This is a genomic window from Beijerinckia sp. 28-YEA-48 (genome assembly GCF_900104955.1).
GTDB lineage: Bacteria > Pseudomonadota > Alphaproteobacteria > Rhizobiales > Beijerinckiaceae > Terripilifer.
Map to the genome: position 1 here is coordinate 2,669,570 of NZ_FNSI01000001.1, position 20,642 is coordinate 2,690,211.

Below are 20,642 nucleotides of genomic sequence, written 5' to 3' on the forward strand. Positions count from 1 at the left end.
CATAGCAGATGTCGTTCAAGAGGGTCGTTTCGGTGTCGTCTCCCGTCAAAGTCGAACTGTTGGCGCACGATCCAGCCTGGGCGCGGGACGCGGCCCGGGAAAGCGCCGTGCTGGCGGAAGCGCTCGGCCCCGTGCTCGTCGCGGTTCACCACATCGGCTCGACCGCCATTGCCGGCATTCATGCCAAGCCGATCATCGACCTGATCCCGGTTGTCACCGATCTGTTGGAGCTCGATCGCTGCCGCGATGCGGTGGAAGCGCTGGGTTATACATGGTGGGGGGAATATGGCCTGCCGGGCCGGCGCTATTGTTTCAAGAGCGATCCGGTGACGGGCCGTCGCCTCGTGCATCTGCATTGCTATGCGGAAGGTTCCTCCGAAATCACCCGCAACCTGGCTTTCCGCGACTATCTGATCGCCCATCCCGACATCGCGCGGGCCTATGATCAGGAGAAGGCCCGTTGCCGCGACCTGCATGCTGGCGATATGCATGACTATAGCGATTGCAAGGATGCCTGGATCAAGCGGATCGAGGCGCAAGCGCTGACCTGGGCCGTGACTAGAGCGAAGGAACTGCGTTGATGCGGATGGCCGCCCTTCTCATCACCCTGCTGGCGGGCCTGTTCGTCCTCACTCCGGGCCAGGCGCAGACAATCCGGGTCGGCGGACAGCCGGTGCAGATCGACGCGCAGACTGTCGATCTCTCCGAACTGACCGTGCTCACCGACATTTCGGCCCTGGCGAAATTGACCGCGGTGAAGAAGCTGCTGATCAACGGCACCGGCATCACCGATCTGTCGCCGCTCGCGTCGCTGCAGACACTGGAGGAGATCGACATTTCCGATACGTCCGTCGAGGACCTGGCGCCGCTGCGGAAACTGCCAAACTTGCGCGCGCTGTTTGCGGCGCGCAGCCGCGTCTATGATCTCAGCCCCCTCGCCAGCCTGCCGCGCTTGAGCACGCTCGACCTGCGCCAGACCCGGCTTGGCGATGCCGACGGATTGCGTCCGTTGGCCAATCTCGAAGCCCTCTGGCTTGCCGATCTGCCGTTGAAAAACATCGCCGCTCTGGCGGAAACGAAGAAGCTGACGACGCTCGATCTGTCGCACAGCAAGGTTTCCGACCTGTCGCCGATTGCCGAAGCGAGCGCGCTGTCGGTCTTGCTGCTGCAAGGGGCGCCGATTGCCGACCTGACGCCGCTGGCGAAGCTGACCAAGCTCACGCGGCTCGATCTCAGCTATACGCAAGTGACGACCCTGGTGCCGCTGACGGCGGCGCAGAGCCTGGAAGACCTGCGTGCCGATGGAACCAGCGTCTATGATCTCGCGCCGCTCAAAAATGCCACGAGCCTGATGGTGCTATCGCTGGCCTTCACGCCGGTCGACGATGTGACACCCTTGGCCGGACTGACGCACTTGAAGAACCTCGTCCTGGCGCGCACCGACATTCAGAGCATCGCCCCGTTGAAGCAACTGGCGCAGCTCTGGTCGCTGGATATCCAGGGCACGCCGGTGCATGATTTCACGCCGCTCCTCACCCTCACCTCCTTGCGACGGCTTTCGATCGGCGAGCCATTGCCGAAGGAGAGGTTCGGCGCCAGCGCGCCCATTGATATCAATGCCCTCAATCTCAACTGGCTGACAGTGGATGGGCAGAAGCAGATCCAGGAATTTCTTGCCGGCCCGACCCACATCGGACCGCGTTGAGTTTTTGTAGCGCGGCTCAGCGTTTCAAGACCGACACATAAGATGCAACTTCCGGAGCCGTGAAGATGCTCTTGGCTTGGGCGGCAGCGGCGACATAGCCGGATATATCGACGTCTTTCGGTAGTGCGAGCTTGCCGTCGCAATAGACATATATGTCCTTGACCTCGCGAATGACGCGCGAACCCGGGATGGCATAGGGCGCGGAAAAGGTCGCTTGGGTGCGAGTGATGGCATAATGAGACGGCGTGACGATGAGCAGACGCGTCTCAGCCCAGCCGCCCTCGGCACCATCGCGACGGACGACCTGACGCAGCACACGCTTGCCCCGGGCGACATAGATTTTCCAGATGGCGCCCTCTGACGACTGCATCCGCGAGGCTTCGAACTGCGCATTGGCTCGGTTCGGCAAAGGCTGGCGCAGCAGCCGTTCAAGCCGCGCGTCGTCGCAGGCAAGAGCCGCCGTGGTACAAAGGGAAAGACAGGCCGCCAGTACGGATTTTTTCATCGGTCGCTCTCGGGAAATGGAACCGTCACAGATTAAACTGTATTCTAAAGCAAATCACGTTTCGGTAGAAACGTGATTTTGCTTAGATCCTCTTATTTGGACGCGTCTTCATGGCGCTCGACGATTCCGTCGAGCTGTGAAACGCTATGTACGCGGCACGCGCCGAAAGCCTTGATTGACGTCGCGCCAGGATTCATTGTGAAATTTGTTTCAAGATGCGCGGATCGAGAACGACATGACACCCTATCGCAAAATTTTCGCGGCTTCGCTTGGCATCCTCGCTGTCAGCTCTGCCGCGCAGGCGCAAGATGCAGACTATTGCTCGCCCTTCGACGCGGCGCGCCAGGCTACGTCCTCGCTCGCCCTGCGAACGGTGAAAGACGAGGTGAAGCGCCTGCATTTCATCAATAGCGAACCGAACAAGGCGGGCTGCCCGTCGCTTGAGGCGAGCTGTCAGCTGCCGTCGTTTGTTGTGGGCGGTGACAGGCTCCTGGTGTCCTCGGTCAATGCCAAGAAGCTCGCCTGCGTTCATTACTTCTCCAAGGCAGGCAAACTCAGCAGCGGCTTTGTCGACGCCAGCGCTCTCAATGTCGCGTCCACATCCGGCGAGAAGCTCAGCAGCCGCGCCGGCTTGGGCGCCTGGAGCAATGGCAATACGGGTCTGATCGAGATCAAGCCTGCAACCGACAACTATGTTGTCATCTCCGGCGAAATCAATCGCGGTCCGCCCTCCTTCAACAGCGGCAGTTTGAATGGCCCTGCCTTCCTCTCCATCAAGGACGACGGCAAGAGCGCCGGCTATGCGGACGATCACTATGACGGCACCACATCTCCCACGAGCCCGCCCGATACCAGCGCCGCGAGCTTCAGCTGCAAGGCGCGGCTACGCCTGATGGGCGATTTCCTGATCGTCGATGACAATGACAATTGTGGCGGCCATGGCGTGATGTTCACCGGGCTCTACAAGAAGAAGCCCTAGCATTTCGAGCGCCCACCGCGGAGAGATGATGAATCTGCGAACACGATTGAGCGGCGCCTGGTCGCTCCTTACAGGCAGAGGCGATGATGCCGCCGTGTGCTCGTTCTGTGGACAGAGCCGATTTCAGGTCGAGCAGGTTATCGCCGGGCCTGGCGCAACCGCTATCTGCAACCGCTGTGTCTTCATCTGCAATCAGGTTTTGCTTGAGCACGCCGGCCCGCCAGGCTTTCGCCGCCAGGCTGATGGCCCCCATGGGCGGACCATCAGCATATCGCTGAGCCACAGCGAGCCGATACTCGACACTGTCGAGCGTGTTGCCCTGGAAGCGCTGCTGCGAGCGCTCATTGCCGCTTTGCCGGATAGTCGCTTGGTGGGCTGGAGCTATCTGCATGGCCAGGATCGTTTCGATCTACTGACAGTCGAAATCGAAACCACGTCGGGCCAAACGGCCGAAGATATGCAGGCACTGGCCGCCGCCCACTGGCAGCGGCTGCGCGACATAAGCCTCGCCGCGCGCCAAGCGCCGGCCAATGGTGAGGTACCGCCGTTGATCGCCATCGGCGAAACGGCGATGCAAGCGGCCCGGACTTTCGCCGATGCGGTGGCGCAGGCTGCGACAAAAGACCAGAACGCCCCGGTTTAACCGCTACACACGCAATTTTGACCGCCACACTCCGTCCATACAGTTTGCGCAGGATCGCCAGCTGTGATGCGATGACACTCTGAACCCACGGGGAGAATTGGTTTTGAGAAAAACGACCTTGCGCGCTTGTCTCACCCTCCCGGCCCTGTTCATGGCGGCCGCTCTCACCGGCATTTCCGCTGCGACAACAGTTGCGGCACAGCCGGCCGGCAATCGCGGCGCACGGTCGGCTGAACAGGCGCAGCAACCCTCGAACGAACCGCGCGCCGAGGCGCGCCCCCTCCCGGCTGACCGCACCACAACCCACAAGGTCGAGATCAACGGCAAGACGGTTGAATTCACCGCCACGGCCGGCGCGATCCGTCTCACCGATCTCGAAAGCGGGCGACCGATTGCCGACATCAGCTATATCGCCTTCCAACTGGCTGGCGCCGACAAGCGGACACGGCCTGTGACCTTCGCCTTCAACGGTGGCCCCGGCTATGCCTCCGGCTGGCTCAATCTCGGCGCGCTCGGGCCATGGCGACTGCGTATGGACGCGGATGCGGCTTTCCCGACTGCCGATGCAGCGCCGCTCGACAATGCCGAGAGCTGGCTTGAATTCACCGATCTGGTCTTCATCGATCCAGCCGGCACTGGCTATAGCCGCATACTCGGCGGCGAGGATGTGCGCCGACGTTTGTGGGGTGTCGATGGCGATATTTCGTCCCTCGCCACCACGATCCGACGCTGGACCGAAGCCAACGGTCGCAGCTTCTCGCCCAAATATCTCGCCGGTGAAAGCTATGGCGGTTTCCGTGCGCCCAGGATCGCCCATCAGCTCACCACCGACCAAGGCGTCAGCGTCAACGGGCTCGTGCTGATTTCGCCGGTGCTCGATTTCCGCCGTTTCAACGCGCGCGAAAATCCCCTCAGCTATGCGGCTGCCCTCCCCTCGATGGCGGCGACGGTCTTGGAGCGCAAGGGCACGATCGAACGGGCGAGCCTAAAGGCGGTGGAGGATTATGCACGCGGACCTTTCGTTACCGATCTGATGCGCGGGCTGAAAGACACCGAGGCCGTGGCGCGACTGACGCGCAGTGTTGCGGACTTCACCGGCCTCGATCCCGATCTCGTCGCCCGACGCAACGGCCGCATCAATACCTCGACCTTCGCGGCCGAGACCGGGCGCGCCAACGGCAAGGTCGCCTCCATCTATGACGGCGCGGTGCTGGGGCTCGATCCGTTCCCCGGCTCGCTGCGTCCGGAAGCCGACGATCAGATGCGCCTTGGCCTGCACGCGCCCATCACCCAGGCCATGGTCGAGATGTTCCGCAACCGGCTGGGATGGACCGTCGAGAACGGCCGCTATTTCTTCATCAACGATCAAGCCTCGCGGTCGTGGAACTGGGGGAACAGGCAGCAGGAAGCGGTGACTGCGCTCTCGCAATCCTTGGCGCTCGACCCGCGTCTGCGCGTGTTGATCGCGCACGGATTGACCGATCTCGTCACGCCTTATTTCGAAACACAGATGGTGCTCGACCAGATGGCGCAAATCGGGCCGCCCGAGCGGCTCCGTTTCGAAGTCTATCCCGGCGGACACATGTTCTATGCGCGCGACGACTCGCGGAAGCGCTTCCGCGATGCCGCACGCGCCATGATGGCGGCGCCATAAGCTTCACTGCACGTCCAACGGTATTTTGTATCGGTTCAACTCCCGTTCGGCCGCGATCGTACCTATCTTATTGCCATTCTGATCTTGCTCGCGTTACTGCAATAAGCGCAGAGGAATGAATGGCATGAATCCATCGCGACGCGACCTGGCGCGTTTGCTGCTCGCGGCCACGCCGTGGCTCGCGGCGGGCCAGCTTGGCATTGCCTCGCCGGCATGGGCGCAGCGCCGACGCACCGTTGAAACAAGCCCACAAAAGCCAGAGGGCAAAGATCGCGGTGGGCCTGCGGGCACAACTCATATCGTCGAATTCCTCGCCTCGCCCTTTCCTTATGATGGGCGCGTGCCCGGCCGCGACACGCCTTTCTTCGATACGACCAAAGACAAACGGCGCGGCCGGACATCGCCACGCGGCGGCTTTACGCCTGACAGCGCCTATACGGATAAACGCGTGCTGCTGCATCTCGGCGCCGGCTTCAATGCCGCGCGGCCAGCAGCGCTCGTCGTCTTTTTGCACGGCCAGCACAGCCAGCTCACCCGCGACCTGCGCAATCGCCAGCATATACCGGCGCAATTCGATGCCTCGGGCCTGAATGGGGCTCTCGTCGCACCGCAGCTGGCCTTCGACGCGGTTGATGGCGCCGCCGGGCGTTTCTGGGAGCCGGGCTTCTTCAACGATTTTCTCAACGAAGCGGCCTCGCGCCTCGGCGAATTGTCAAAAGCCGGTGGCGCCGCGTTCCGCGCCATGCCGATCATCATCGTCGCGTCTGGAAGCGGCGCGGAAGCAGCGGCCTATGCGCTGCAGATCGGCGGTGCTGCGGCGCGCATTCATGGCGTCATCCTGCTCGACGCCTGGCTCGACGAACGCCAGCGCCTCGTCAATTGGCTGGCAACCAAGCGCAACGATGCTTTTCTGGTCAGCGCCTATGGCGCCGCCGCACGCGCCGACAATGCGGCTCTGAAGAAGGAGCTTGCGGCACGCGGCTTCACCGGCCGCGATGGACGCCCCAGCGTGCTGTTACCTGGCAGCATCTGGTTTCTCGATGCCGGCAATACCGATCCGAAAGACTTCATGACAAAAGCCTGGACGGCGGATCCGCTGAAAGTGCTGCTGGCGCAGATTCCGGAATTTCGGCAACAGAAGCGTTGAAGACGATCACCGCGCCGGGATCGATAGGATCACGCGCAAGCCGCCCAGCGGAGAACGGTCGAGCGCCAGGGTGCCACCGTAGGATTCGACGAGATCGCGCGTGATGGCAAGGCCAAAGCCGGTGCCTGGAGTCGTCTCGTCCCAGCGCCGCCCGCGCTCGATCTGCACCGCCTGTTCCGCTGGCAAGCCTGGACCATCATCCTCCACCGTGAACACGGTGGCGCCGCCCGTCATCCCAGCTTTGAAGCCTATGCGGCCGTGCGCCCATTTACGGGCATTGTCGAGCACGTTGCCGAGCATTTCCATAAAGTCAGCGCTGTCGCCCGCAAACACCGCGTCAGGCGCGACCGCAATGTCCCAGTCGAGCGGCCGATCGGACGGCAGGCGACGCAAAGCGCCGGCGAGCTTATCGGCCAGCGGCGCGACAGGTGTCGATGCTTTACCAAGGGTCGGCACGAGCCTGGCGCGGGCGCGCGCCAAAGCGCGGTTGACCTGTTGCTGCATCAATCCTGTCTGCTCGTTGATGGCGCCGGACAATTCGGTGCGGCCCTCGCCTTCCGCCTGGCGCGACAATGCATCGAGCACGGCGAGCGGTGTTTTCAAGCCATGGGCTAGATCACTCGCCTGCGCACGGGCTTTGTCGGCCGCGGCGTCCTGAAAGGTGATCAGGCGATTGAGATCATCCACCACCGGCTGCACTTCCGCTGGAAAGACGCCAGGCAGATTACGGGCACGACCAAGATGAATCTGCTGCAATCCTTGCGCGAGCCCTTGCAAGGGACGCAAGGCGAGGCGCAGGAACAACCACATGGCCAGGGATAGACACAGCGCCAGGGCCACCAGCGAAGGCACCAGCAGATTGCGGAACGAACGCTGCGCCGAGGCCAGATCGTTGCGATCGAGCGCCGCCGTAACCTGAACAGGTGTCTCAGCCTCGCCCTCCGCATCGCCCTTGGAGACGGCAATCGTCTGCGTCACCGCGATGAGACTGCTACCATTGGGGCCGGAAAGATCGATTGTTCGCCTTTCGCCGTCGGTGGGATCAGCGGGCACGGCGAGTTCGGAATCCCACAGCGAGCGCGAACGGGCACGCTTGCCCGCCGGCGCCGTCACCTGCCAATAAAGACCGCTATAGGGCTCGGCAAAGCGTGGATCGGGCAATGTTAATTCGCCGACCGGTGCCCCGGCCCGATCCAGGCTTACCTGCGCAGCCAAAACCTTGACGATCTGCGTCAGCTCACTCTCGGCACGCCGGTCCAACTCACGCTCGAAGATCGTGGTGAGCCCAAGCCCGGCAAGGGTCAGCGCCAGAACGATAAGGGTTGCCGCAAGAGCGCCGAGGCGAACGACCAGCGACCGGCTTTTCATGGCGCATCCGGGGCGATGTAATAGCCATAACCACGCCGGGTTTCGATCAAGGGCACGCCGAGCTTGCGACGCAGGCGTGCCATCAGCGCCTCGACCGCATTGGTGTCACGGTCGCTATCGCCGGAATGGATGTGATCGAGCAGTTCTGTCTGCGGGACGGCACGGCCGCGATGCAAGACCAGATAGGACAGCAGCCGATATTCCAGCGCTGACAGCGCCACGGCTTTTCCCTCGACGCTGATGCTTTGCGCACGTGTATCGATCTCAAGCGGTCCGACGCTGACCAACGAAGAGGCATGGCCCGCCGCCCGGCGGGTGATGGCGCGCAGACGCGCGATCAGCTCCTCCATGCGAAACGGCTTGGTCAGATAATCGTCGGCGCCAGCGTCGATCCCCTCGACCTTTTCGCGCCAGCCATCTCGTGCGGTGAGAATGAGCACCGGCGTCGTCACGGCCGCGGCGCGCAATCGCTTCAGCACGGACAAACCATCGAGACGCGGCAGACCGAGATCGAGCACGATCGCATCATAGGTTTCGGTCTCGCCTTTGAACCAGGCATCCTCGCCATCGCGCGCCACTTCGGCAACATAGCCGGCGGCCACCAGACCATCACTGATGTCCTTGGCGATGCGCGGTTCGTCTTCCACCACAAGTATGCGCACGATCAATCGCTCTTATCGCTTTTAATAACTTCCAGCGTCTGCGCGTTGATCTCGATTTCGCGCCGACGCCCTCTCGGCGTCAGAATCTTGATTTCATAGACCCACACGCCATCATCCCGATCAAGCTCGATCTTGATGACTTCGCCCGGCAAGCGTTGCCGCGCCACCGCCAACACTTCCGACAACGGGCGGATTTCGCCCTGCTTGCGTGCATCGAGCGCGCAATTCTGGCTGCCATCACAGTCTGAGGCCCCCTGCACGTGCTGAACGCTGAGAAGCCCCGCCATCACGATCAAGCCTGCCGCAAGAAATCTAAGACCCATCGGGGTATCCACCAGGAACTGGAATTGTATCAGGTATCTATGCGCTTTTTCCCGACGCTGGGAAGCTATGGCCGTAGCCTGGCGCCTGCATACCAATAAGCTTGCTACCGAGCTTGATATCGACAGTATAAGCCGGCGGTGCGCGCAGGCCAGGCCCCTCCACTGGGCGTGGCCCTGAACGGCTGGATGTCTTATTTGACGCATCCTCATCATCATGACCTGTGGAAAGACCGGCAACGAGCGCGGCGAGCAGCAGGAAGACGACAAAGCCTTCCAGGCTCAAGGACACACCGGCGATAATAGGTGCTGCGAGGAACAAAATAACGGCCGCCGCTTGCATGAGATGGCTCCATAGTCGAAAACAACGATGCGCCATCAAGGCAGATCGTGCCTGACAGTTCGCTGACGGTCCCTGTCAGCTTCCCGCGGGGTGGGCCATGCAAGATCGCTCCCGCAACACGAAAGGAATACTCCATGCGCCCTATCGCCTTGATGATTTTGCCCGTTGTTTTCGTCAGCCAAGCCGCGCTCGCCGACAGCCGATCCTGCGCCACCACCGCCTTCGGCCAGGACCAGAAGATGACGCTTGAGGCCGCGACACAGCAGGCCGAGACTCTCGGCTATGCAGTGAACAAGGCCAAGCGCAGCAAGGGCTGCTGGAAGATTGAAGGCTTCGACCGCAATGGCGCGGAGATTGAAATTATTTTCGATCCAAGTTCGGGCCAGGTGGTCAAGCCGCAAGATTGGCATGCGCCGGCACGCTGACGAGAACCGCCCATACAAGGAGGCTCGTACAAGGAGGCTCGACGCATTTGCGTCGGGCCGATAGCTCATAACAATTTGATGACAAAAGATGGTCGCTTGTCGAAATTTTGACGGCAGGAATGCTGAGATAAAAATCTCATTTTAGAAAACTTCTTTGATTGCGATGCACAATTCTTGGACATCGAATCTCGCAACAAGAACTTATGATCGGCGAGAGCCAATCAAGTCTTGAACAGACGTATCATTGTCTCCATATGGGGGTCTCACTTCCGCCGCACGAACCGTGTGGAAGGGGGCCCGGGAGGTTCTGGCATATCGCCGATGCGCGACGCCAATAGCCGCCATATCGATTTGTTGGAAATGCAAGGAAGGCCATGGAAATCAGACAGGCTCACGTCGAGGACGCGGCTGCCATCCTTGCCCTGCAAAAACTGGCTTATCAGAATACGGCCCTGCTGTATGGGGGACCCGCCATTTCGCCGTTGATGCAGACGCTCGACAGTCTGGCCGCAGATTTCGCACGAACCCACTTTCTGAAAATGGTGACGCCGCAGCAGCAGATCATCGGTTCGGTCAGAGGATTCCAGGTCGGCTCGACTGTCTTTGTTGAGCGCGTCATCGTCGCGCCGGAATATCAGCAGCGCGGCATCGGTACTGCCCTGGTCCATCGGATCGAGGCGCAATTCGCCGATGCACAGCGCTTTGAGCTGTACGCCGGCGAGAAGAACGAAAAGGCTGTCCGTCTGTGCCAAAAAGTTGGCTATCGGGAGCTGAAGCGCGAACGGATGAGCCATCAGCGCATCTTCATTTTCATGGAGAAACTGGTCGGCGCCTTCGCCTATCCGCCAGCCGAACCGGCAAAGGTGCGTTCGCTCTCCTAGGGTTTCGCGAGATGATTTCGTCCAATGCGGAGACGAAAGATGGTTGCGTAGACCGCTTGGATGTTGATCAAACGGGCTCGACGATCTGGCGTCCGCGCCAGATCATCTATCGTTTTGCGATAATTCTGATGAAAAAATTGAGCGGCAGCGCGCAGGCCGCGGTGCTACCTTCCCCCGACCAGCGGGATTGACAGGGGCGATCAAAGGATCGCGGCCCCGATGGCGTGGGGGCAACGATGTTCAAGACTTTGATCAGCATGTTTGCGCTTGCCACTATCGCTGGATCCGTATCGCCAGCCGTGGCGCAAGTGCCACCCTTTCCATCTTCGTTTCGCATCCAAACGGTCGAAGCCAACGGCGTGAAGCTGCATGTACGCGTCGGCGGCAAGGGGCCAGCCGTCGTGCTTTTGCATGGCTATGGTGAAACCGGTGACATGTGGGCCCCGATGGCTGCCGATCTCGTCCGCGACCACACGGTGATCGTGCCGGATTTGCGCGGCCTCGGCCTATCATCGAAGCCCGCTGGTGGCTTCGACAAAAAGACCCAGGCCGGTGATGTGACGGCGGTGCTCGATACGCTCAAGATTGAACGAACGGATCTGGTTACCCACGACATTGGCAATATGGTCGGCTTTGCCTTTGCGGCCCTCAATCCAACGCGGGTTAATCGCTTCGTCATCATCGACGCACCGGTGCCGGGCGTCGGTCCGTGGGAAGAGATTCTCAAAAACCCACTGCTCTGGCACTTCCGTTTCGGCGGCCCTGATATGGAGCGCCTCGTCGCCGGACGCGAACGCATTTATCTCGACCGCTTCTGGAACGAATTCTCCGCCAATCCGAAGAATTTCACAGAATCGTCGCGCCGGCATTACGCCAAGCTCTATGCTCTGCCTGGCGCCATGCATTCTGGCTTTGCGCAATTCGCCGCGTTCGATCAAGACGCGATCGACAATCGCGCCTTGCTTGCCAAAGGCAAGCTCACCATGCCCATCCTCGCTCTCGGTGGCGAAAAATCATTTGGCCCGATGATGGCAACCGTGATGCGTGATGCCGCCACCAATGTGACCGAGGGCATCGTCCCTGCTTCCGGCCACTGGATCATGGAAGAAAATCCGAAAGCAACAATCACATTGGTGCGTGAATTCCTCGACAAAAAGTAGGATGTCGCGATCGAGTGTCGTCTCCACCATATGTGGAAACAATGCTTTAGCAGCTCGGGCCAAGAACACGCGATCCCGGCATATAGGCCACCTCGAAATTTGGCCGAAGCCTGATGCGAGCATACCAGTCGGTCACCTTCGGTAGATCGCTCCACATCGATGAGAGGCCCAGATCCTCCATGCGCACGATGGTCGGCGTGATGCTGACATCGGCCAGGCTATAGTCGTCGCCATTAAGCCAGGGACCGAGCGCCAGGGATTGCTCCATGCGCTCAAGCGTTTGGCGCAATTTTTCCAGCGCCTCGGCGATATCCTGATCGCTGAAGCCAGTGCGGCCCATCTTCTTGTAGAAGTGTTTTCGCAGCGGCAGGCGATTGGCATAGGCATCGAATTCCGCGTCCGTCATCTTCGCCCAGATCGGTACGAAATAGGCATTGAACGACGGCGGGCGAATGGCCGGCGTCGGCACCTCATCGATATATTGGCGCCAGGCGCGCATGCGCGCGCGGGCCTTGGCATCTTTCGGACGCACCGAAATCTCAGGATAGACGTCTTCGAGATATTCGTTGATGACGGAGCTGTCGATGATCGGATCGCCACCGTCGACCAGGGTGGGGACGACACCATTGGGATTGAGCTTCAAATAGCCCGGCCTCACATGGTCGCCCTTGGCGAAAACGATCGTATGACCTGTCCACGGCAGGTTCTTTTCGGCCAGAACCAGCCGCACCTTCTGGCTGCATGTGGAAATAGGCGCATGATAGAGTTCGAGCACGACGGCATCCTCCCCCTGTTGATCAGACACAGTGAGGCCGCCACGATTTGTTTTGTCAAATCGCTAAATTGAACCGAACGCAGTCGCGATAACGCGTTATGGCGTTTCACAGCTCGACGGAATCGTCGAGCGCCATGAAGACGCGTCCAAATAAGAGGATCTAAGCAAAATCACGTTTCTACCGAAACGTGATTTGTTCTAGTTCGGCTTTGACGCCACTTTCGCTTGATCGAAGGTCGCCATGTCGCTGTGGCAGGCGAGCGCCGCTTTGACGATAGCCACCGCCAGCGCCGCGCCGCTGCCTTCGCCGAGGCGCATCCCGAGATCGAGCAGCGGCTTCTTGCCGAGCCGGCGCAACACCTCGCCATGAGCGCCCTCAGCCGAAACATGGCCGGCGATGCAATGGTCGATGGTGGAGGGATCGAGCGCATGCAGAATGGCGGCGGCCGCCGTCACCACATAGCCGTCGAGGATCACCGGAATGCGCTCCATGCGCGCGGCGATAATGGCGCCGGCAAGGGCACAGATCTCACGCCCGCCAACGCGGCGCATCACTTCCAGTGGATCATCGAGGTGATCGCGATGCAACGCCACGGCACGCTCAACCGCGCTCACCTTACGCGTAAAGCCGGCATCGTCGACGCCCGTGCCGCGCCCGACCCAGTCGGCGGCTGTGCCACCGTAAAGCGCATGATAGATCGCCGCCGCGACTGTCGTGTTGGCGATACCCATTTCGCCCAGGCACAGGAGATCGGTGCCGCCGGCGATCGCTTCCATGCCAAAGGCAAAAGTGGCCGCCGCCGCCTTTTCATCGAGCGCTGGCTCTTGCGTGATGTCAGCCGTCGGCAAATCCAGCGCCAGGTCGAAGACTTTCAGGCCGATGTCGAAGGTGGCGCAGATCTGGTTGATGGCGGCGCCGCCAGCCGCGAAGGTATCGAGCATCTGCCGCGTCACCGCCTGCGGATAGGCGGAGACGCCCTGGGCCGCGACGCCATGATTGCCGGCGAAGACCGCCACCAAGGGGCGCAGGACCGACGGCTGCGAGCGGCCCTGCCAGGCGGCGAGCCATTCGACGATCTCCTCCATGCGCCCTAGCGCCCCGGCGGGCTTGACCAGTTCCTGGTCGCGCGCCCGCACCAGATCGACACAGTCGTCTGCCGCTGGCGGCAATTGCGGCACGAGCGCGCGGATATCGTCGAAGGGCAGGCCGGTGGGGCTAAAGGTCATGGGGCTACAGGGTCTGGAGAGCGGAACGAGCCCCGTGTAGCGGGCGCGCCGGCAATTGCAAAGGGGCCATGCGTCCCAGCTTAGGTTTTGAACGTATTGCCTTGAAATAACTCCACCATCAGCTCCCGCATCCAGATCGAGCGTGGATTGCTGGCAAAGCGCCGGTGCCAGAACTGTTTGACCGGGATCATCGGCACCGGCATGGGCGGATCGAACATTTTCAGCCTGTAGGTGACCAAACGCAGTCCCATGACCCGTGGCACCGTGACGATCAGATCGGACGAGGCGAGCATGAACGGCACGCTGAGAAAATGCGGCACCTGAACGGCCATGCGCCGCTTCAATCCCAATGTCTTCAGATTGTTCTCGAATATTTCCTGGCTACGTCCCTCATGGGTGACGACGATATGGCCGCAACGCAGAAACTGTTCGAGCGACAGGGAATCGTTGATCTCCGAATGATCATCGCCGACCAGGCAGACGAAGCCCTGCTCGAACAGCAGCTGCTGAAAAATGGTCGATTGCGTGATGTCTGGAAAATAGCCAATGGCAAGATCGATCTTGCCCTCCCCCAGCGCTTCTTCAAGCTCCGCCGGCTTCACCACGACGGAGCGGATCGGCATATGCGGCGCGATCACTTTCAACCTGGCGATCAAAGCCGGCAGCAGGATCATCTCGCCGACATCGGATGTGGCCAGCACGAGCGGACGTGTCTCGTGACGCGGATCAAACGCCTCCTGCGCGATGATATCCTCATTCAGCGTGTTGAGAATCTGCTTGATGGCCGGCCCGATGCTTTGCAGCCGTGGCGTCGGGCGAAAGCTGGCGCCGGATTTGACGATGAGATCGTCTTTGAGAATCTTGCGCAGTTTGGCCAAGGAGGCACTGACCGTCGGCTGGCTGATCTTCAACGTTTTCGCGGCGCGTGTCTGATTGGGATCCTGCGCCAGCGCATCGAGCAAAAGCAGAAGATTGAGGTCGAGCCCCCTGAAATCCATCGGCCGCCTCCCCAATCGACGCCTCCTTTCTAACATCGTTGGCCAAAGCCGTGCAATTCACGCCCTATTGTCGACGGCCCCGACCGGGCGCGACCGCGTCTTCAAAAACCTTCAACCAATCCTTGTCCTGGGGCGAGTTGGCAAAGCCACCCCAGGCGTGACGATAGGCATCTGGATTTTGCGCGCTCGACGGCACCTTGCCCTGCTCCGCCAACTCCTTGGCGGCGCGCAACAGGCAGCGGCGGGTGCGCACCACCATGATATCGCTTGGCGCCAGATGTTCCCGATCGCGATCAACGATCGGGCCCATGCTTTCGCTGATCGCCATATCCTGAATTTCGACACCCTCGATGCCGGAATAGCTGAGGTGCTTTTGCACGTCGCGATCGATCAAATAGTCGTTGCCAGCATTCGCCTTCAGCCGCCAGCGGCCATACCAATCCGTGGTGTTGGGCAGATAATCGTAGAGGAAGGAAATGCCCGGGCCGCCGCCAAGCAGCGTCTTCTTGGCCGGATTATCGACGGCCGATAGCGTGTGCGCCTTACTGGTGATCGAGAAAAACATCGTATGGGTATCGTCCATCGGCACGAAAGCACGCAACGCCGGCTCGCGGCCAAGCGGAACGGGCGGCGGCTGCGTGAAGAACGGCAGATTGAACTGTCCGAAACGCCAGTTTCTCTCGCCATCGGATGTATCGCGATAGGCTGCATACATCACGCCGCAGTCCGTATCGGCGACATGATACTCCGGCGCGCGATTGGCGACGGCGGGATCATCGCCCTCCACCTTGCCGCCGTGCAGAAAGCCCAGATGCGACGTATCGATATCGCCTTCCAGCGCCTGCAGATAGTTGCACGGCCGCAGCGCGCACCAGACACTGACATTGTCTTCGTCAAGCCCCAGTGCTGGAGCCTGCGGCAGACCGGGAGGATCCTTGCTGTCGCCCATATAGACCCAGACGATGCCCAGATGTTCCTTCGTCGGATAGGCCTTGATGCGCACCTTCTCGCGATAGGATGAATCATCGGGCAGGTTCGGCGCATCGAGACATCGACCGTTCGTGTCGAACTTCCAGCCGTGATAGACGCAACGTAGGCCGTTTTCCTCGTTGCGCCCGAAGAACAGCGACGCGCAACGATGAGCGCACAGATGCTCAACGATGCCGATGTGCCCCGAAGTATCGCGAAAAGCCAACAGGTCCTCGCCCAGCAGCCTAAGCCTGATCGGCGGACCATCGGCAACCGTTTCGCTGGAGAGCAGGGCCGGTATCCAATATTGCCGCATCAGCTGGCCCATGGGCGTGCCGGGGCCCACCCGGGTCAGAATCTCTCCATTGGTCATGCGACCCTCCCTCTCGATTGGAACAGTGGGTCGCAGCTGTAATGAGAGGAATTTCAATTCAGAATAGAAAAGACCCGATTGTCACTATTGGGAATTTTGATCGTCCGGCAGCCTAGCCAGGGCGATTGCAAAGCGCTGGGACAAGTCTGATATATTCCGGCTCAAATCGGCGCAGGTCTCTCAGAAGGTCCTTACATGTCCCGCGATATCAAGCTTTCCTTTCCCCATGGCACGACCGCCCTGGAAGCCCAGCAGAAGGCCGACGCCGGCATTCGCAAGGCTTTCGCCCAGTACAACGACAAGCTCTCCAGTCACGATCTGCGCTGGACAGGCTCCCATGCAGATATTTCGGTTGGCGCCCTGGGGCAAAATCTCAATGGCACGCTCGATATCGACGACACCAATGCGGTGGTCACCGTCACCCTGCCCTGGCTGCTCGCGCCACTGGCGAAAAAGGTCGAGGGTTTCTTGCAAAGCCAGGGCCAGATTTTGCTGGAGAAGAAATAGGGCGCATGGCGTTACTCTCAGATTTTCTCGCAGATCTTCTGGCCTGCCTGCGCTTCTATTCACGCCTCCCCGTGCCGACGCTCGCGGTGGAAACGGCGCCGCATGCCATGCCCGATGTCTCACGCATGGCGCGCGTGCTGCCGCTGGCTGGCATCGTCATCGCGTTGCCGGCCGCGCTCATTCTCATCTGTGCCCATGGGCTTGGCCTGCCAGCGACGATCGCCGCGGGCCTGGCCCTCGTAGCCCTGGTGCTGACCACCGGGGCCTTCCACGAAGATGGTCTCGCCGACACCGCTGACGGTTTCGGCGGCGGTGTGGAACGCAGCCGCAAACTTGAGATCATGAAGGACAGCCGCATCGGCACCTATGGCGGCGCGGCCTTGATCCTCTCCCTCGGACTGCGCTGGGCGGCGCTGGCGGCGCTGATTGATCGCAGCAGTCTTGTTGCGGGCAGCAGTCTTGGCGCCGCCGGCCTGTTGATCGCGGCGGCGGCTTTGTCGCGGCCGCTCGGTCTGCTGCCGCTGTTTGCCCTGCCCCCGGCGCGCACCGATGGCGCGGCGAGCGCCGCCGGACGGCCGACAACCGATGCGTTCGTCACGTCGCTGGGCGGTGGCGCGGTCATCGCCCTGCTCTTTGGCGTTTCCCAAGGGGGAGTCCCGCTAGTGCTGGCAGCCTGTATCGTTGCAGCCATCGGTGCGCTGGCTGTCACCGCGCTCTCGCGTGCACAGATCGGCGGCCAGACCGGCGATGTCGCCGGCGCGGCTCAGCAGCTGGCCGAAATTGGATTTTTGCTGGCATTTCTGACACAAAATCCTGTCTGAACCCGATTAGTCTCGTCATTTTCATTCAGCACTCTTTGGTCCGCCATGAAGTTTGTGTTCGTCATCCTCGCCGTTGCCGCGGCTTTCGCCATCGGCGGCACTATGATCGATACGAAGATCTTCGGCCTTTCCCCCGGCGCTTTTGCCGCCGTGCTCGCCTTCAGCCTCATCGCTGTCGCCAACATCGGCTGGTATGTCAGCGAACATCGCGGCCGGTTATCGACCACGCTGCTGCAAGCCGTGGCCTGGGTGGTCATCTTCGGTGTGGTGATCACCGGCTATGCCTTCCGGCAGGAGTTCGCCGGCATCAGCTCGCAGGTGATGGACGAGCTGGTGCCCGGGCGCACGCCTAAGGCAGGTCCGGGCGAAGCCATCGCCGTGCGCCGGAGCGACGGCCATTTCGGCTTCGACGCCATCGCCAATGGCACCAAGGTGACAATGATGTTCGACACGGGGGCTTCAAGCGTGGTGCTGACCGCGCAGGACGCGCAACGCATGGGCGTCGATCTCTCGAGCCTCGACTATACCGTCCGGGTTTCGACCGCCAACGGCACTGCGATGGCCGCGCCCTATTATCTCGATGCGCTCACCATCGGCAATATCACCGTGCGGCGCGTGCGCGCCCTCGTCGCCCGCCCCGGTGCACTCAGTGAAAGCCTGCTCGGCCAATCCTTCCTCGAAAAGCTGGCGGGCTATAACGTGGAAAAGAACCGGCTGGTTCTGCGCGGGATCTGAGCGAGCCCGGTAAAGGATTGGACATGACCACGTGGCGGCCGCCGTCGATAATTCGTGTGAAAGTGATCGGCCTCGCCTGGCACGGCCGACGCCTGCTCGCGGCGGAGGTGGAAACCGATGCGGGCGTCGTCAAAGGCGTCCGTCCGCTCGGCGGTTCCGTTGACTATGGCGAAACCCGCGAACAAGCTTTGCATCGCGAGTTCATGGAGGAGCTCGGCACGGCCATCGCCATTCGCGGCCCCTGGCAGGTGTTCGAAAACATTTTCGAACACGAAGGCGCGCTTGGCCATGAAATCATCTTTGCCGCCGAGATCGAATTGGCCGACCAAATGCTTTACCAACGCGATGAAATCGCCTTTGCCGAAGACGATGGCACGGCCTGCAAGGCGAAGTGGATCGATCTCGAGGACCTGAAAGCCTCTGGCCTCGCCCTTTATCCGAGCGGGTTGGCTGCGAGCCTGCAAACGTCTGGAACGTTTCACGTCAAGATGGAAACATAGCCTGACGTGAAGTAGGATAACCGCCATTGCGAGCGCAGCGAAGCAATCCAGGGGCCAAGGTATTGTGAAATGCTCCAAGGACGTTTGCCATGTCAGATCGTGAGAGCCTCACCACCGCGAAAGCCATTATTGCCAGCGCCGAACCGCAACTGTTCGTCGCCGATATTAAGGCCTCATGCGATTTCTTCACCAGTAAGCTCGACTTCTCGGTCGCTTTTTCCTATGGCACACCGCCGTTCTACGCGCAGGTCAGGCGCGACGGCGCAGCGGTCAATCTGCGATGTGTCGAACGGCCGTTGATCGACACGACAGTGCGCGACCGGGAGCAATTGCTTTCCGCCTCCTTCACCATCGCGACAGCGGAGGAAATCCGACAACTGTGTCTGGAGTTTCAATCCGCAGGCGTCGTCTTCTTTCAACCGCTGAAGAGCGAGCCTTGGGGTGCGCGTGATTTCATCGTTCAGGATCCGGACGGAAATCTGCTCCTCTTCGCCGGCCCAGACGACTAGAATTTCGCACATACAGCCATCAAACAGTGAGTTTCAGATGAGCGACACGAACCATTTTCTCGATGAAGCCATCAGCCTGGCGCGCGACAACATCCGCCAAGGTGGCCGCCCGTTTGGCGCCGTGGTGGTGAAGAACGGCGAGATCATCGCACGCGCCGTCAACCGCATCCTTATCGACAACGATCCGACGGCCCATGCGGAACTGCTCGCGCTGCGCGCCGCCGGCAAGGCGTTGGGCTCACCGCGTCTCGACGATTGTTCCGTCTATGCCAGCGGCCAGCCCTGCCCGATGTGCCTTGCCGCCATGCGCATGTCCGGCATCCGCGACATCACCTTTGCCTATTCCAACGCGCAGGCCGAACCTTTCGGTCTGTCGACTGCGACCATCACTGCCGAATTGGCGAAGCCCGCCGACCAGCAGGCCGGCCTCTTGTTCAAGCATACGCCCCAAGATGTGTCTGATGCGGAGCATCTCTATCGCCTGTGGCAGCGCCATTCAGGTTAGCAGAGCTACTTCGCGAAGGCCTTGGCCCCTGCCACGCAAGCCACCACCGCGACGGTGACGACCAGCATCAACGGGCTCACCGCTTCGTGCAGCAAGGTCGCCGCCAGCGCCAGACCGAAGAAGGGCTGCAGCAATTGCAGCTGGCCGACGGCGGCGATGCCGCCCAATGCCAGGCCGCGATACCAGAAGACAAAGCCGATGAGCATGCTGAACAGCGACACATAGGCGAGACCTAGCCAGGCCGGCTCGCCGACATGGGCGAAGGAATGTGGCCAGGTCAGCGTGGCGAGCACCACCATGATTGGCAGCGACAGCACCAGCGCCCAGGAGATCACCTGCCAGCCGCCGAGTGTGCGCGACAGGCGCGCGCCTTCCGCATAGCCAAGGCCACAGACGACGATCGCCGCCAGCATCAGCGCATCGCCTAACGGCGCCGCGGTGAGCCCTTGTGAGACGGCAAAGCCCGCGACAAGCGCGCTGCCGAGGCCCGAGAACAGCCAGAAGACCGGGCGCGGCCGCTCGCCGCCGCGCAGCACGCCGAAGATCGCCGTCGTCAGCGGCAAGAGGCCAACGAAAACCACAGAGTGAGCCGAGGTGACATGGCGCAGCGCCAGGGCGGTGAGCAGCGGAAAGCCGACGACGACGCCGAGCGCCACGACCAACAAGGAGACGAGATCGCCGCGCGCCGGCCGCTTCTCGCGAAAGAGCAGCAGAAGCCCAAGCGCCATCATGCCGGCCAAGGCGGCGCGGGCCACGGTGAGAAAGACCGGATCGAAATCGGCGACAGCCACACGCGTGGCGGGCAGCGAGCCGCTGAAAATCAGCATGCCGAGAAAACCGTTGATCCAGGCCGTCGTCGTCTTGTCCATTTCACACCTCGGGGCGCTCTATCGGGCGCAAAGGGGTGGATCGGCCAGAGACAATACAGTAC

The 20,642-nt window shown here is 61.2% G+C and carries 26 protein-coding genes; 16 read left to right on the forward strand and 10 right to left on the reverse strand.

Annotation, left to right across the window (positions count from 1 at the left end; translation table 11 throughout):
- The first annotated feature begins 8 nt into the window (after positions 1 to 8).
- A complete protein-coding gene (locus BLW50_RS12555) occupies positions 9 to 581 on the forward strand; it encodes a GrpB family protein (protein ID WP_244544228.1) in 573 nt (190 codons plus the stop codon).
- Positions 581 to 1,705 (forward strand): leucine-rich repeat domain-containing protein, encoded by a 1,125-nt coding sequence (locus BLW50_RS12560; protein ID WP_090702599.1) that lies wholly within the window; start codon positions 581 to 583, stop codon positions 1,703 to 1,705. The genes BLW50_RS12555 and BLW50_RS12560 overlap by 1 nt, the downstream gene beginning before the upstream one ends.
- A gap of 16 nt (positions 1,706 to 1,721) precedes the next feature.
- Here BLW50_RS12560 and BLW50_RS12565 read toward each other — a convergent pair whose 3' ends face one another.
- The gene (locus BLW50_RS12565) at positions 1,722 to 2,210 is read right to left on the reverse strand and encodes a hypothetical protein (RefSeq protein ID WP_090702603.1); all 489 of its coding nucleotides are present in this window, start codon (positions 2,208 to 2,210) and stop codon (positions 1,722 to 1,724) included.
- A gap of 235 nt (positions 2,211 to 2,445) precedes the next feature.
- Here BLW50_RS12565 and BLW50_RS12570 point away from each other — a divergent pair, with 235 nt between their 5' ends.
- The 4 genes from BLW50_RS12570 to BLW50_RS12585 all read left to right on the forward strand — a co-directional run bounded on the left by BLW50_RS12570 (position 2,446) and on the right by BLW50_RS12585 (position 6,633).
- On the forward strand, positions 2,446 to 3,189 hold the full coding sequence (locus BLW50_RS12570) for a hypothetical protein (RefSeq protein ID WP_139267586.1): 744 nt from the start codon (positions 2,446 to 2,448) through the stop codon (positions 3,187 to 3,189).
- 28 nt (positions 3,190 to 3,217) lie between these two features.
- Positions 3,218 to 3,832, forward strand: a complete 615-nt coding sequence (locus BLW50_RS12575) for a ClpX C4-type zinc finger protein (RefSeq protein ID WP_170850129.1) — start codon at positions 3,218 to 3,220, stop codon at positions 3,830 to 3,832.
- A gap of 103 nt (positions 3,833 to 3,935) precedes the next feature.
- The gene (locus BLW50_RS12580) at positions 3,936 to 5,486 is read left to right on the forward strand and encodes a S10 family peptidase (RefSeq protein ID WP_139267587.1); all 1,551 of its coding nucleotides are present in this window, start codon (positions 3,936 to 3,938) and stop codon (positions 5,484 to 5,486) included.
- 124 nt (positions 5,487 to 5,610) lie between these two features.
- Entirely contained in the window at positions 5,611 to 6,633 is a 1,023-nt protein-coding gene (locus BLW50_RS12585; protein ID WP_139267588.1) for an alpha/beta hydrolase family protein, read from the forward strand.
- Positions 6,634 to 6,639: 6 nt separating this feature from the next.
- Here BLW50_RS12585 and BLW50_RS12590 read toward each other — a convergent pair whose 3' ends face one another.
- The 4 genes from BLW50_RS12590 to BLW50_RS12605 all read right to left on the reverse strand — a co-directional run bounded on the left by BLW50_RS12590 (position 6,640) and on the right by BLW50_RS12605 (position 9,326).
- Entirely contained in the window at positions 6,640 to 8,001 is a 1,362-nt protein-coding gene (locus tag BLW50_RS12590; protein WP_090702620.1) for an ATP-binding protein, read from the reverse strand.
- On the reverse strand, positions 7,998 to 8,663 hold the full coding sequence (locus BLW50_RS12595) for a response regulator transcription factor (RefSeq protein WP_090702623.1): 666 nt from the start codon (positions 8,661 to 8,663) through the stop codon (positions 7,998 to 8,000). The genes BLW50_RS12590 and BLW50_RS12595 overlap by 4 nt, the downstream gene beginning before the upstream one ends.
- A 2-nt stretch (positions 8,664 to 8,665) precedes the next feature.
- Positions 8,666 to 8,950, reverse strand: coding sequence for a PepSY domain-containing protein (locus BLW50_RS12600; protein WP_244544464.1), 285 nt, complete (start codon positions 8,948 to 8,950; stop codon positions 8,666 to 8,668).
- Between the two features lie 73 nt (positions 8,951 to 9,023).
- Complete coding sequence (locus tag BLW50_RS12605; RefSeq protein ID WP_090702628.1) at positions 9,024 to 9,326, reverse strand: hypothetical protein; 303 nt, start codon at positions 9,324 to 9,326, stop codon at positions 9,024 to 9,026.
- Between the two features lie 134 nt (positions 9,327 to 9,460).
- Between BLW50_RS12605 and BLW50_RS12610 the strand changes: the two genes are divergently transcribed.
- The 4 genes from BLW50_RS12610 to BLW50_RS12625 all read left to right on the forward strand — a co-directional run bounded on the left by BLW50_RS12610 (position 9,461) and on the right by BLW50_RS12625 (position 11,792).
- Entirely contained in the window at positions 9,461 to 9,751 is a 291-nt protein-coding gene (locus BLW50_RS12610) for a PepSY domain-containing protein (protein ID WP_090702631.1), read from the forward strand.
- Between the two features lie 374 nt (positions 9,752 to 10,125).
- Positions 10,126 to 10,632 (forward strand): GNAT family N-acetyltransferase, encoded by a 507-nt coding sequence (locus BLW50_RS12615; RefSeq protein ID WP_090702636.1) that lies wholly within the window; start codon positions 10,126 to 10,128, stop codon positions 10,630 to 10,632.
- Positions 10,633 to 10,643: 11 nt separating this feature from the next.
- Complete coding sequence (locus tag BLW50_RS12620; RefSeq protein ID WP_090702639.1) at positions 10,644 to 10,823, forward strand: hypothetical protein; 180 nt, start codon at positions 10,644 to 10,646, stop codon at positions 10,821 to 10,823.
- Positions 10,824 to 10,889: 66 nt separating this feature from the next.
- Positions 10,890 to 11,792: an alpha/beta fold hydrolase gene (locus tag BLW50_RS12625; protein WP_244544465.1), complete on the forward strand. Its 903-nt coding sequence runs from the start codon at positions 10,890 to 10,892 to the stop codon at positions 11,790 to 11,792.
- Between the two features lie 46 nt (positions 11,793 to 11,838).
- Here BLW50_RS12625 and BLW50_RS12630 read toward each other — a convergent pair whose 3' ends face one another.
- The 4 genes from BLW50_RS12630 to BLW50_RS12645 all read right to left on the reverse strand — a co-directional run bounded on the left by BLW50_RS12630 (position 11,839) and on the right by BLW50_RS12645 (position 16,134).
- Entirely contained in the window at positions 11,839 to 12,597 is a 759-nt protein-coding gene (locus BLW50_RS12630) for a glutathione S-transferase family protein (RefSeq protein ID WP_090702644.1), read from the reverse strand.
- 168 nt (positions 12,598 to 12,765) lie between these two features.
- A complete protein-coding gene (gene cobT, locus BLW50_RS12635; RefSeq protein WP_090702646.1) occupies positions 12,766 to 13,794 on the reverse strand; it encodes a nicotinate-nucleotide--dimethylbenzimidazole phosphoribosyltransferase in 1,029 nt (342 codons plus the stop codon).
- Between the two features lie 80 nt (positions 13,795 to 13,874).
- Positions 13,875 to 14,792: a LysR family transcriptional regulator gene (locus BLW50_RS12640; RefSeq protein ID WP_170850130.1), complete on the reverse strand. Its 918-nt coding sequence runs from the start codon at positions 14,790 to 14,792 to the stop codon at positions 13,875 to 13,877.
- 64 nt (positions 14,793 to 14,856) lie between these two features.
- The gene (locus BLW50_RS12645; RefSeq protein WP_090702651.1) at positions 14,857 to 16,134 is read right to left on the reverse strand and encodes a Rieske 2Fe-2S domain-containing protein; all 1,278 of its coding nucleotides are present in this window, start codon (positions 16,132 to 16,134) and stop codon (positions 14,857 to 14,859) included.
- Positions 16,135 to 16,329: 195 nt separating this feature from the next.
- Between BLW50_RS12645 and BLW50_RS12650 the strand changes: the two genes are divergently transcribed.
- The 6 genes from BLW50_RS12650 to BLW50_RS12675 all read left to right on the forward strand — a co-directional run bounded on the left by BLW50_RS12650 (position 16,330) and on the right by BLW50_RS12675 (position 19,711).
- Positions 16,330 to 16,641 carry a polyhydroxyalkanoic acid system family protein gene (locus BLW50_RS12650; RefSeq protein WP_090702654.1) on the forward strand — a complete coding sequence of 104 codons (312 nt, stop codon included), beginning with the start codon at positions 16,330 to 16,332 and terminating at the stop codon, positions 16,639 to 16,641.
- A 5-nt stretch (positions 16,642 to 16,646) separates the two neighbouring features.
- Positions 16,647 to 17,462, forward strand: coding sequence for an adenosylcobinamide-GDP ribazoletransferase (gene cobS / locus BLW50_RS12655; protein WP_090702657.1), 816 nt, complete (start codon positions 16,647 to 16,649; stop codon positions 17,460 to 17,462).
- A 45-nt stretch (positions 17,463 to 17,507) separates the two neighbouring features.
- Entirely contained in the window at positions 17,508 to 18,197 is a 690-nt protein-coding gene (locus BLW50_RS12660; protein WP_090702661.1) for a retropepsin-like aspartic protease family protein, read from the forward strand.
- A 23-nt stretch (positions 18,198 to 18,220) separates the two neighbouring features.
- The gene (locus tag BLW50_RS12665; protein WP_090702664.1) at positions 18,221 to 18,697 is read left to right on the forward strand and encodes an NUDIX hydrolase; all 477 of its coding nucleotides are present in this window, start codon (positions 18,221 to 18,223) and stop codon (positions 18,695 to 18,697) included.
- 89 nt (positions 18,698 to 18,786) lie between these two features.
- A complete protein-coding gene (locus BLW50_RS12670) occupies positions 18,787 to 19,206 on the forward strand; it encodes a VOC family protein (protein ID WP_090702667.1) in 420 nt (139 codons plus the stop codon).
- A gap of 37 nt (positions 19,207 to 19,243) precedes the next feature.
- Positions 19,244 to 19,711 (forward strand): nucleoside deaminase, encoded by a 468-nt coding sequence (locus BLW50_RS12675; RefSeq protein WP_090702669.1) that lies wholly within the window; start codon positions 19,244 to 19,246, stop codon positions 19,709 to 19,711.
- Positions 19,712 to 19,716: 5 nt separating this feature from the next.
- Here BLW50_RS12675 and BLW50_RS12680 read toward each other — a convergent pair whose 3' ends face one another.
- Positions 19,717 to 20,580: a DMT family transporter gene (locus tag BLW50_RS12680; protein WP_090702671.1), complete on the reverse strand. Its 864-nt coding sequence runs from the start codon at positions 20,578 to 20,580 to the stop codon at positions 19,717 to 19,719.
- Between the last annotated feature and the right edge of the window lie 62 nt (positions 20,581 to 20,642).

Coding starts and splice junctions, on each gene's coding strand:
- BLW50_RS12555 (WP_244544228.1), top strand. CDS start 9: ATGTCGTTCAAGAGGGTCGTTTCGGTGTCGTCTCCCGTCAAAGTCGAA.
- BLW50_RS12560 (WP_090702599.1), top strand. CDS start 581: ATGCGGATGGCCGCCCTTCTCATCACCCTGCTGGCGGGCCTGTTCGTC.
- BLW50_RS12565 (WP_090702603.1), bottom strand. CDS start 2,210: ATGAAAAAATCCGTACTGGCGGCCTGTCTTTCCCTTTGTACCACGGCG.
- BLW50_RS12570 (WP_139267586.1), top strand. CDS start 2,446: ATGACACCCTATCGCAAAATTTTCGCGGCTTCGCTTGGCATCCTCGCT.
- BLW50_RS12575 (WP_170850129.1), top strand. CDS start 3,218: ATGAATCTGCGAACACGATTGAGCGGCGCCTGGTCGCTCCTTACAGGC.
- BLW50_RS12585 (WP_139267588.1), top strand. CDS start 5,611: ATGAATCCATCGCGACGCGACCTGGCGCGTTTGCTGCTCGCGGCCACG.
- BLW50_RS12590 (WP_090702620.1), bottom strand. CDS start 8,001: ATGAAAAGCCGGTCGCTGGTCGTTCGCCTCGGCGCTCTTGCGGCAACC.
- BLW50_RS12600 (WP_244544464.1), bottom strand. CDS start 8,950: ATGGCGGGGCTTCTCAGCGTTCAGCACGTGCAGGGGGCCTCAGACTGT.
- BLW50_RS12605 (WP_090702628.1), bottom strand. CDS start 9,326: ATGCAAGCGGCGGCCGTTATTTTGTTCCTCGCAGCACCTATTATCGCC.
- BLW50_RS12610 (WP_090702631.1), top strand. CDS start 9,461: ATGCGCCCTATCGCCTTGATGATTTTGCCCGTTGTTTTCGTCAGCCAA.
- BLW50_RS12615 (WP_090702636.1), top strand. CDS start 10,126: ATGGAAATCAGACAGGCTCACGTCGAGGACGCGGCTGCCATCCTTGCC.
- BLW50_RS12620 (WP_090702639.1), top strand. CDS start 10,644: ATGATTTCGTCCAATGCGGAGACGAAAGATGGTTGCGTAGACCGCTTG.
- BLW50_RS12625 (WP_244544465.1), top strand. CDS start 10,890: ATGTTTGCGCTTGCCACTATCGCTGGATCCGTATCGCCAGCCGTGGCG.
- cobT (WP_090702646.1), bottom strand. CDS start 13,794: ATGACCTTTAGCCCCACCGGCCTGCCCTTCGACGATATCCGCGCGCTC.
- BLW50_RS12640 (WP_170850130.1), bottom strand. CDS start 14,792: ATGGATTTCAGGGGGCTCGACCTCAATCTTCTGCTTTTGCTCGATGCG.
- BLW50_RS12645 (WP_090702651.1), bottom strand. CDS start 16,134: ATGACCAATGGAGAGATTCTGACCCGGGTGGGCCCCGGCACGCCCATG.
- BLW50_RS12650 (WP_090702654.1), top strand. CDS start 16,330: ATGTCCCGCGATATCAAGCTTTCCTTTCCCCATGGCACGACCGCCCTG.
- cobS (WP_090702657.1), top strand. CDS start 16,647: ATGGCGTTACTCTCAGATTTTCTCGCAGATCTTCTGGCCTGCCTGCGC.
- BLW50_RS12660 (WP_090702661.1), top strand. CDS start 17,508: ATGAAGTTTGTGTTCGTCATCCTCGCCGTTGCCGCGGCTTTCGCCATC.
- BLW50_RS12665 (WP_090702664.1), top strand. CDS start 18,221: ATGACCACGTGGCGGCCGCCGTCGATAATTCGTGTGAAAGTGATCGGC.
- BLW50_RS12670 (WP_090702667.1), top strand. CDS start 18,787: ATGTCAGATCGTGAGAGCCTCACCACCGCGAAAGCCATTATTGCCAGC.
- BLW50_RS12675 (WP_090702669.1), top strand. CDS start 19,244: ATGAGCGACACGAACCATTTTCTCGATGAAGCCATCAGCCTGGCGCGC.
- BLW50_RS12680 (WP_090702671.1), bottom strand. CDS start 20,580: ATGGACAAGACGACGACGGCCTGGATCAACGGTTTTCTCGGCATGCTG.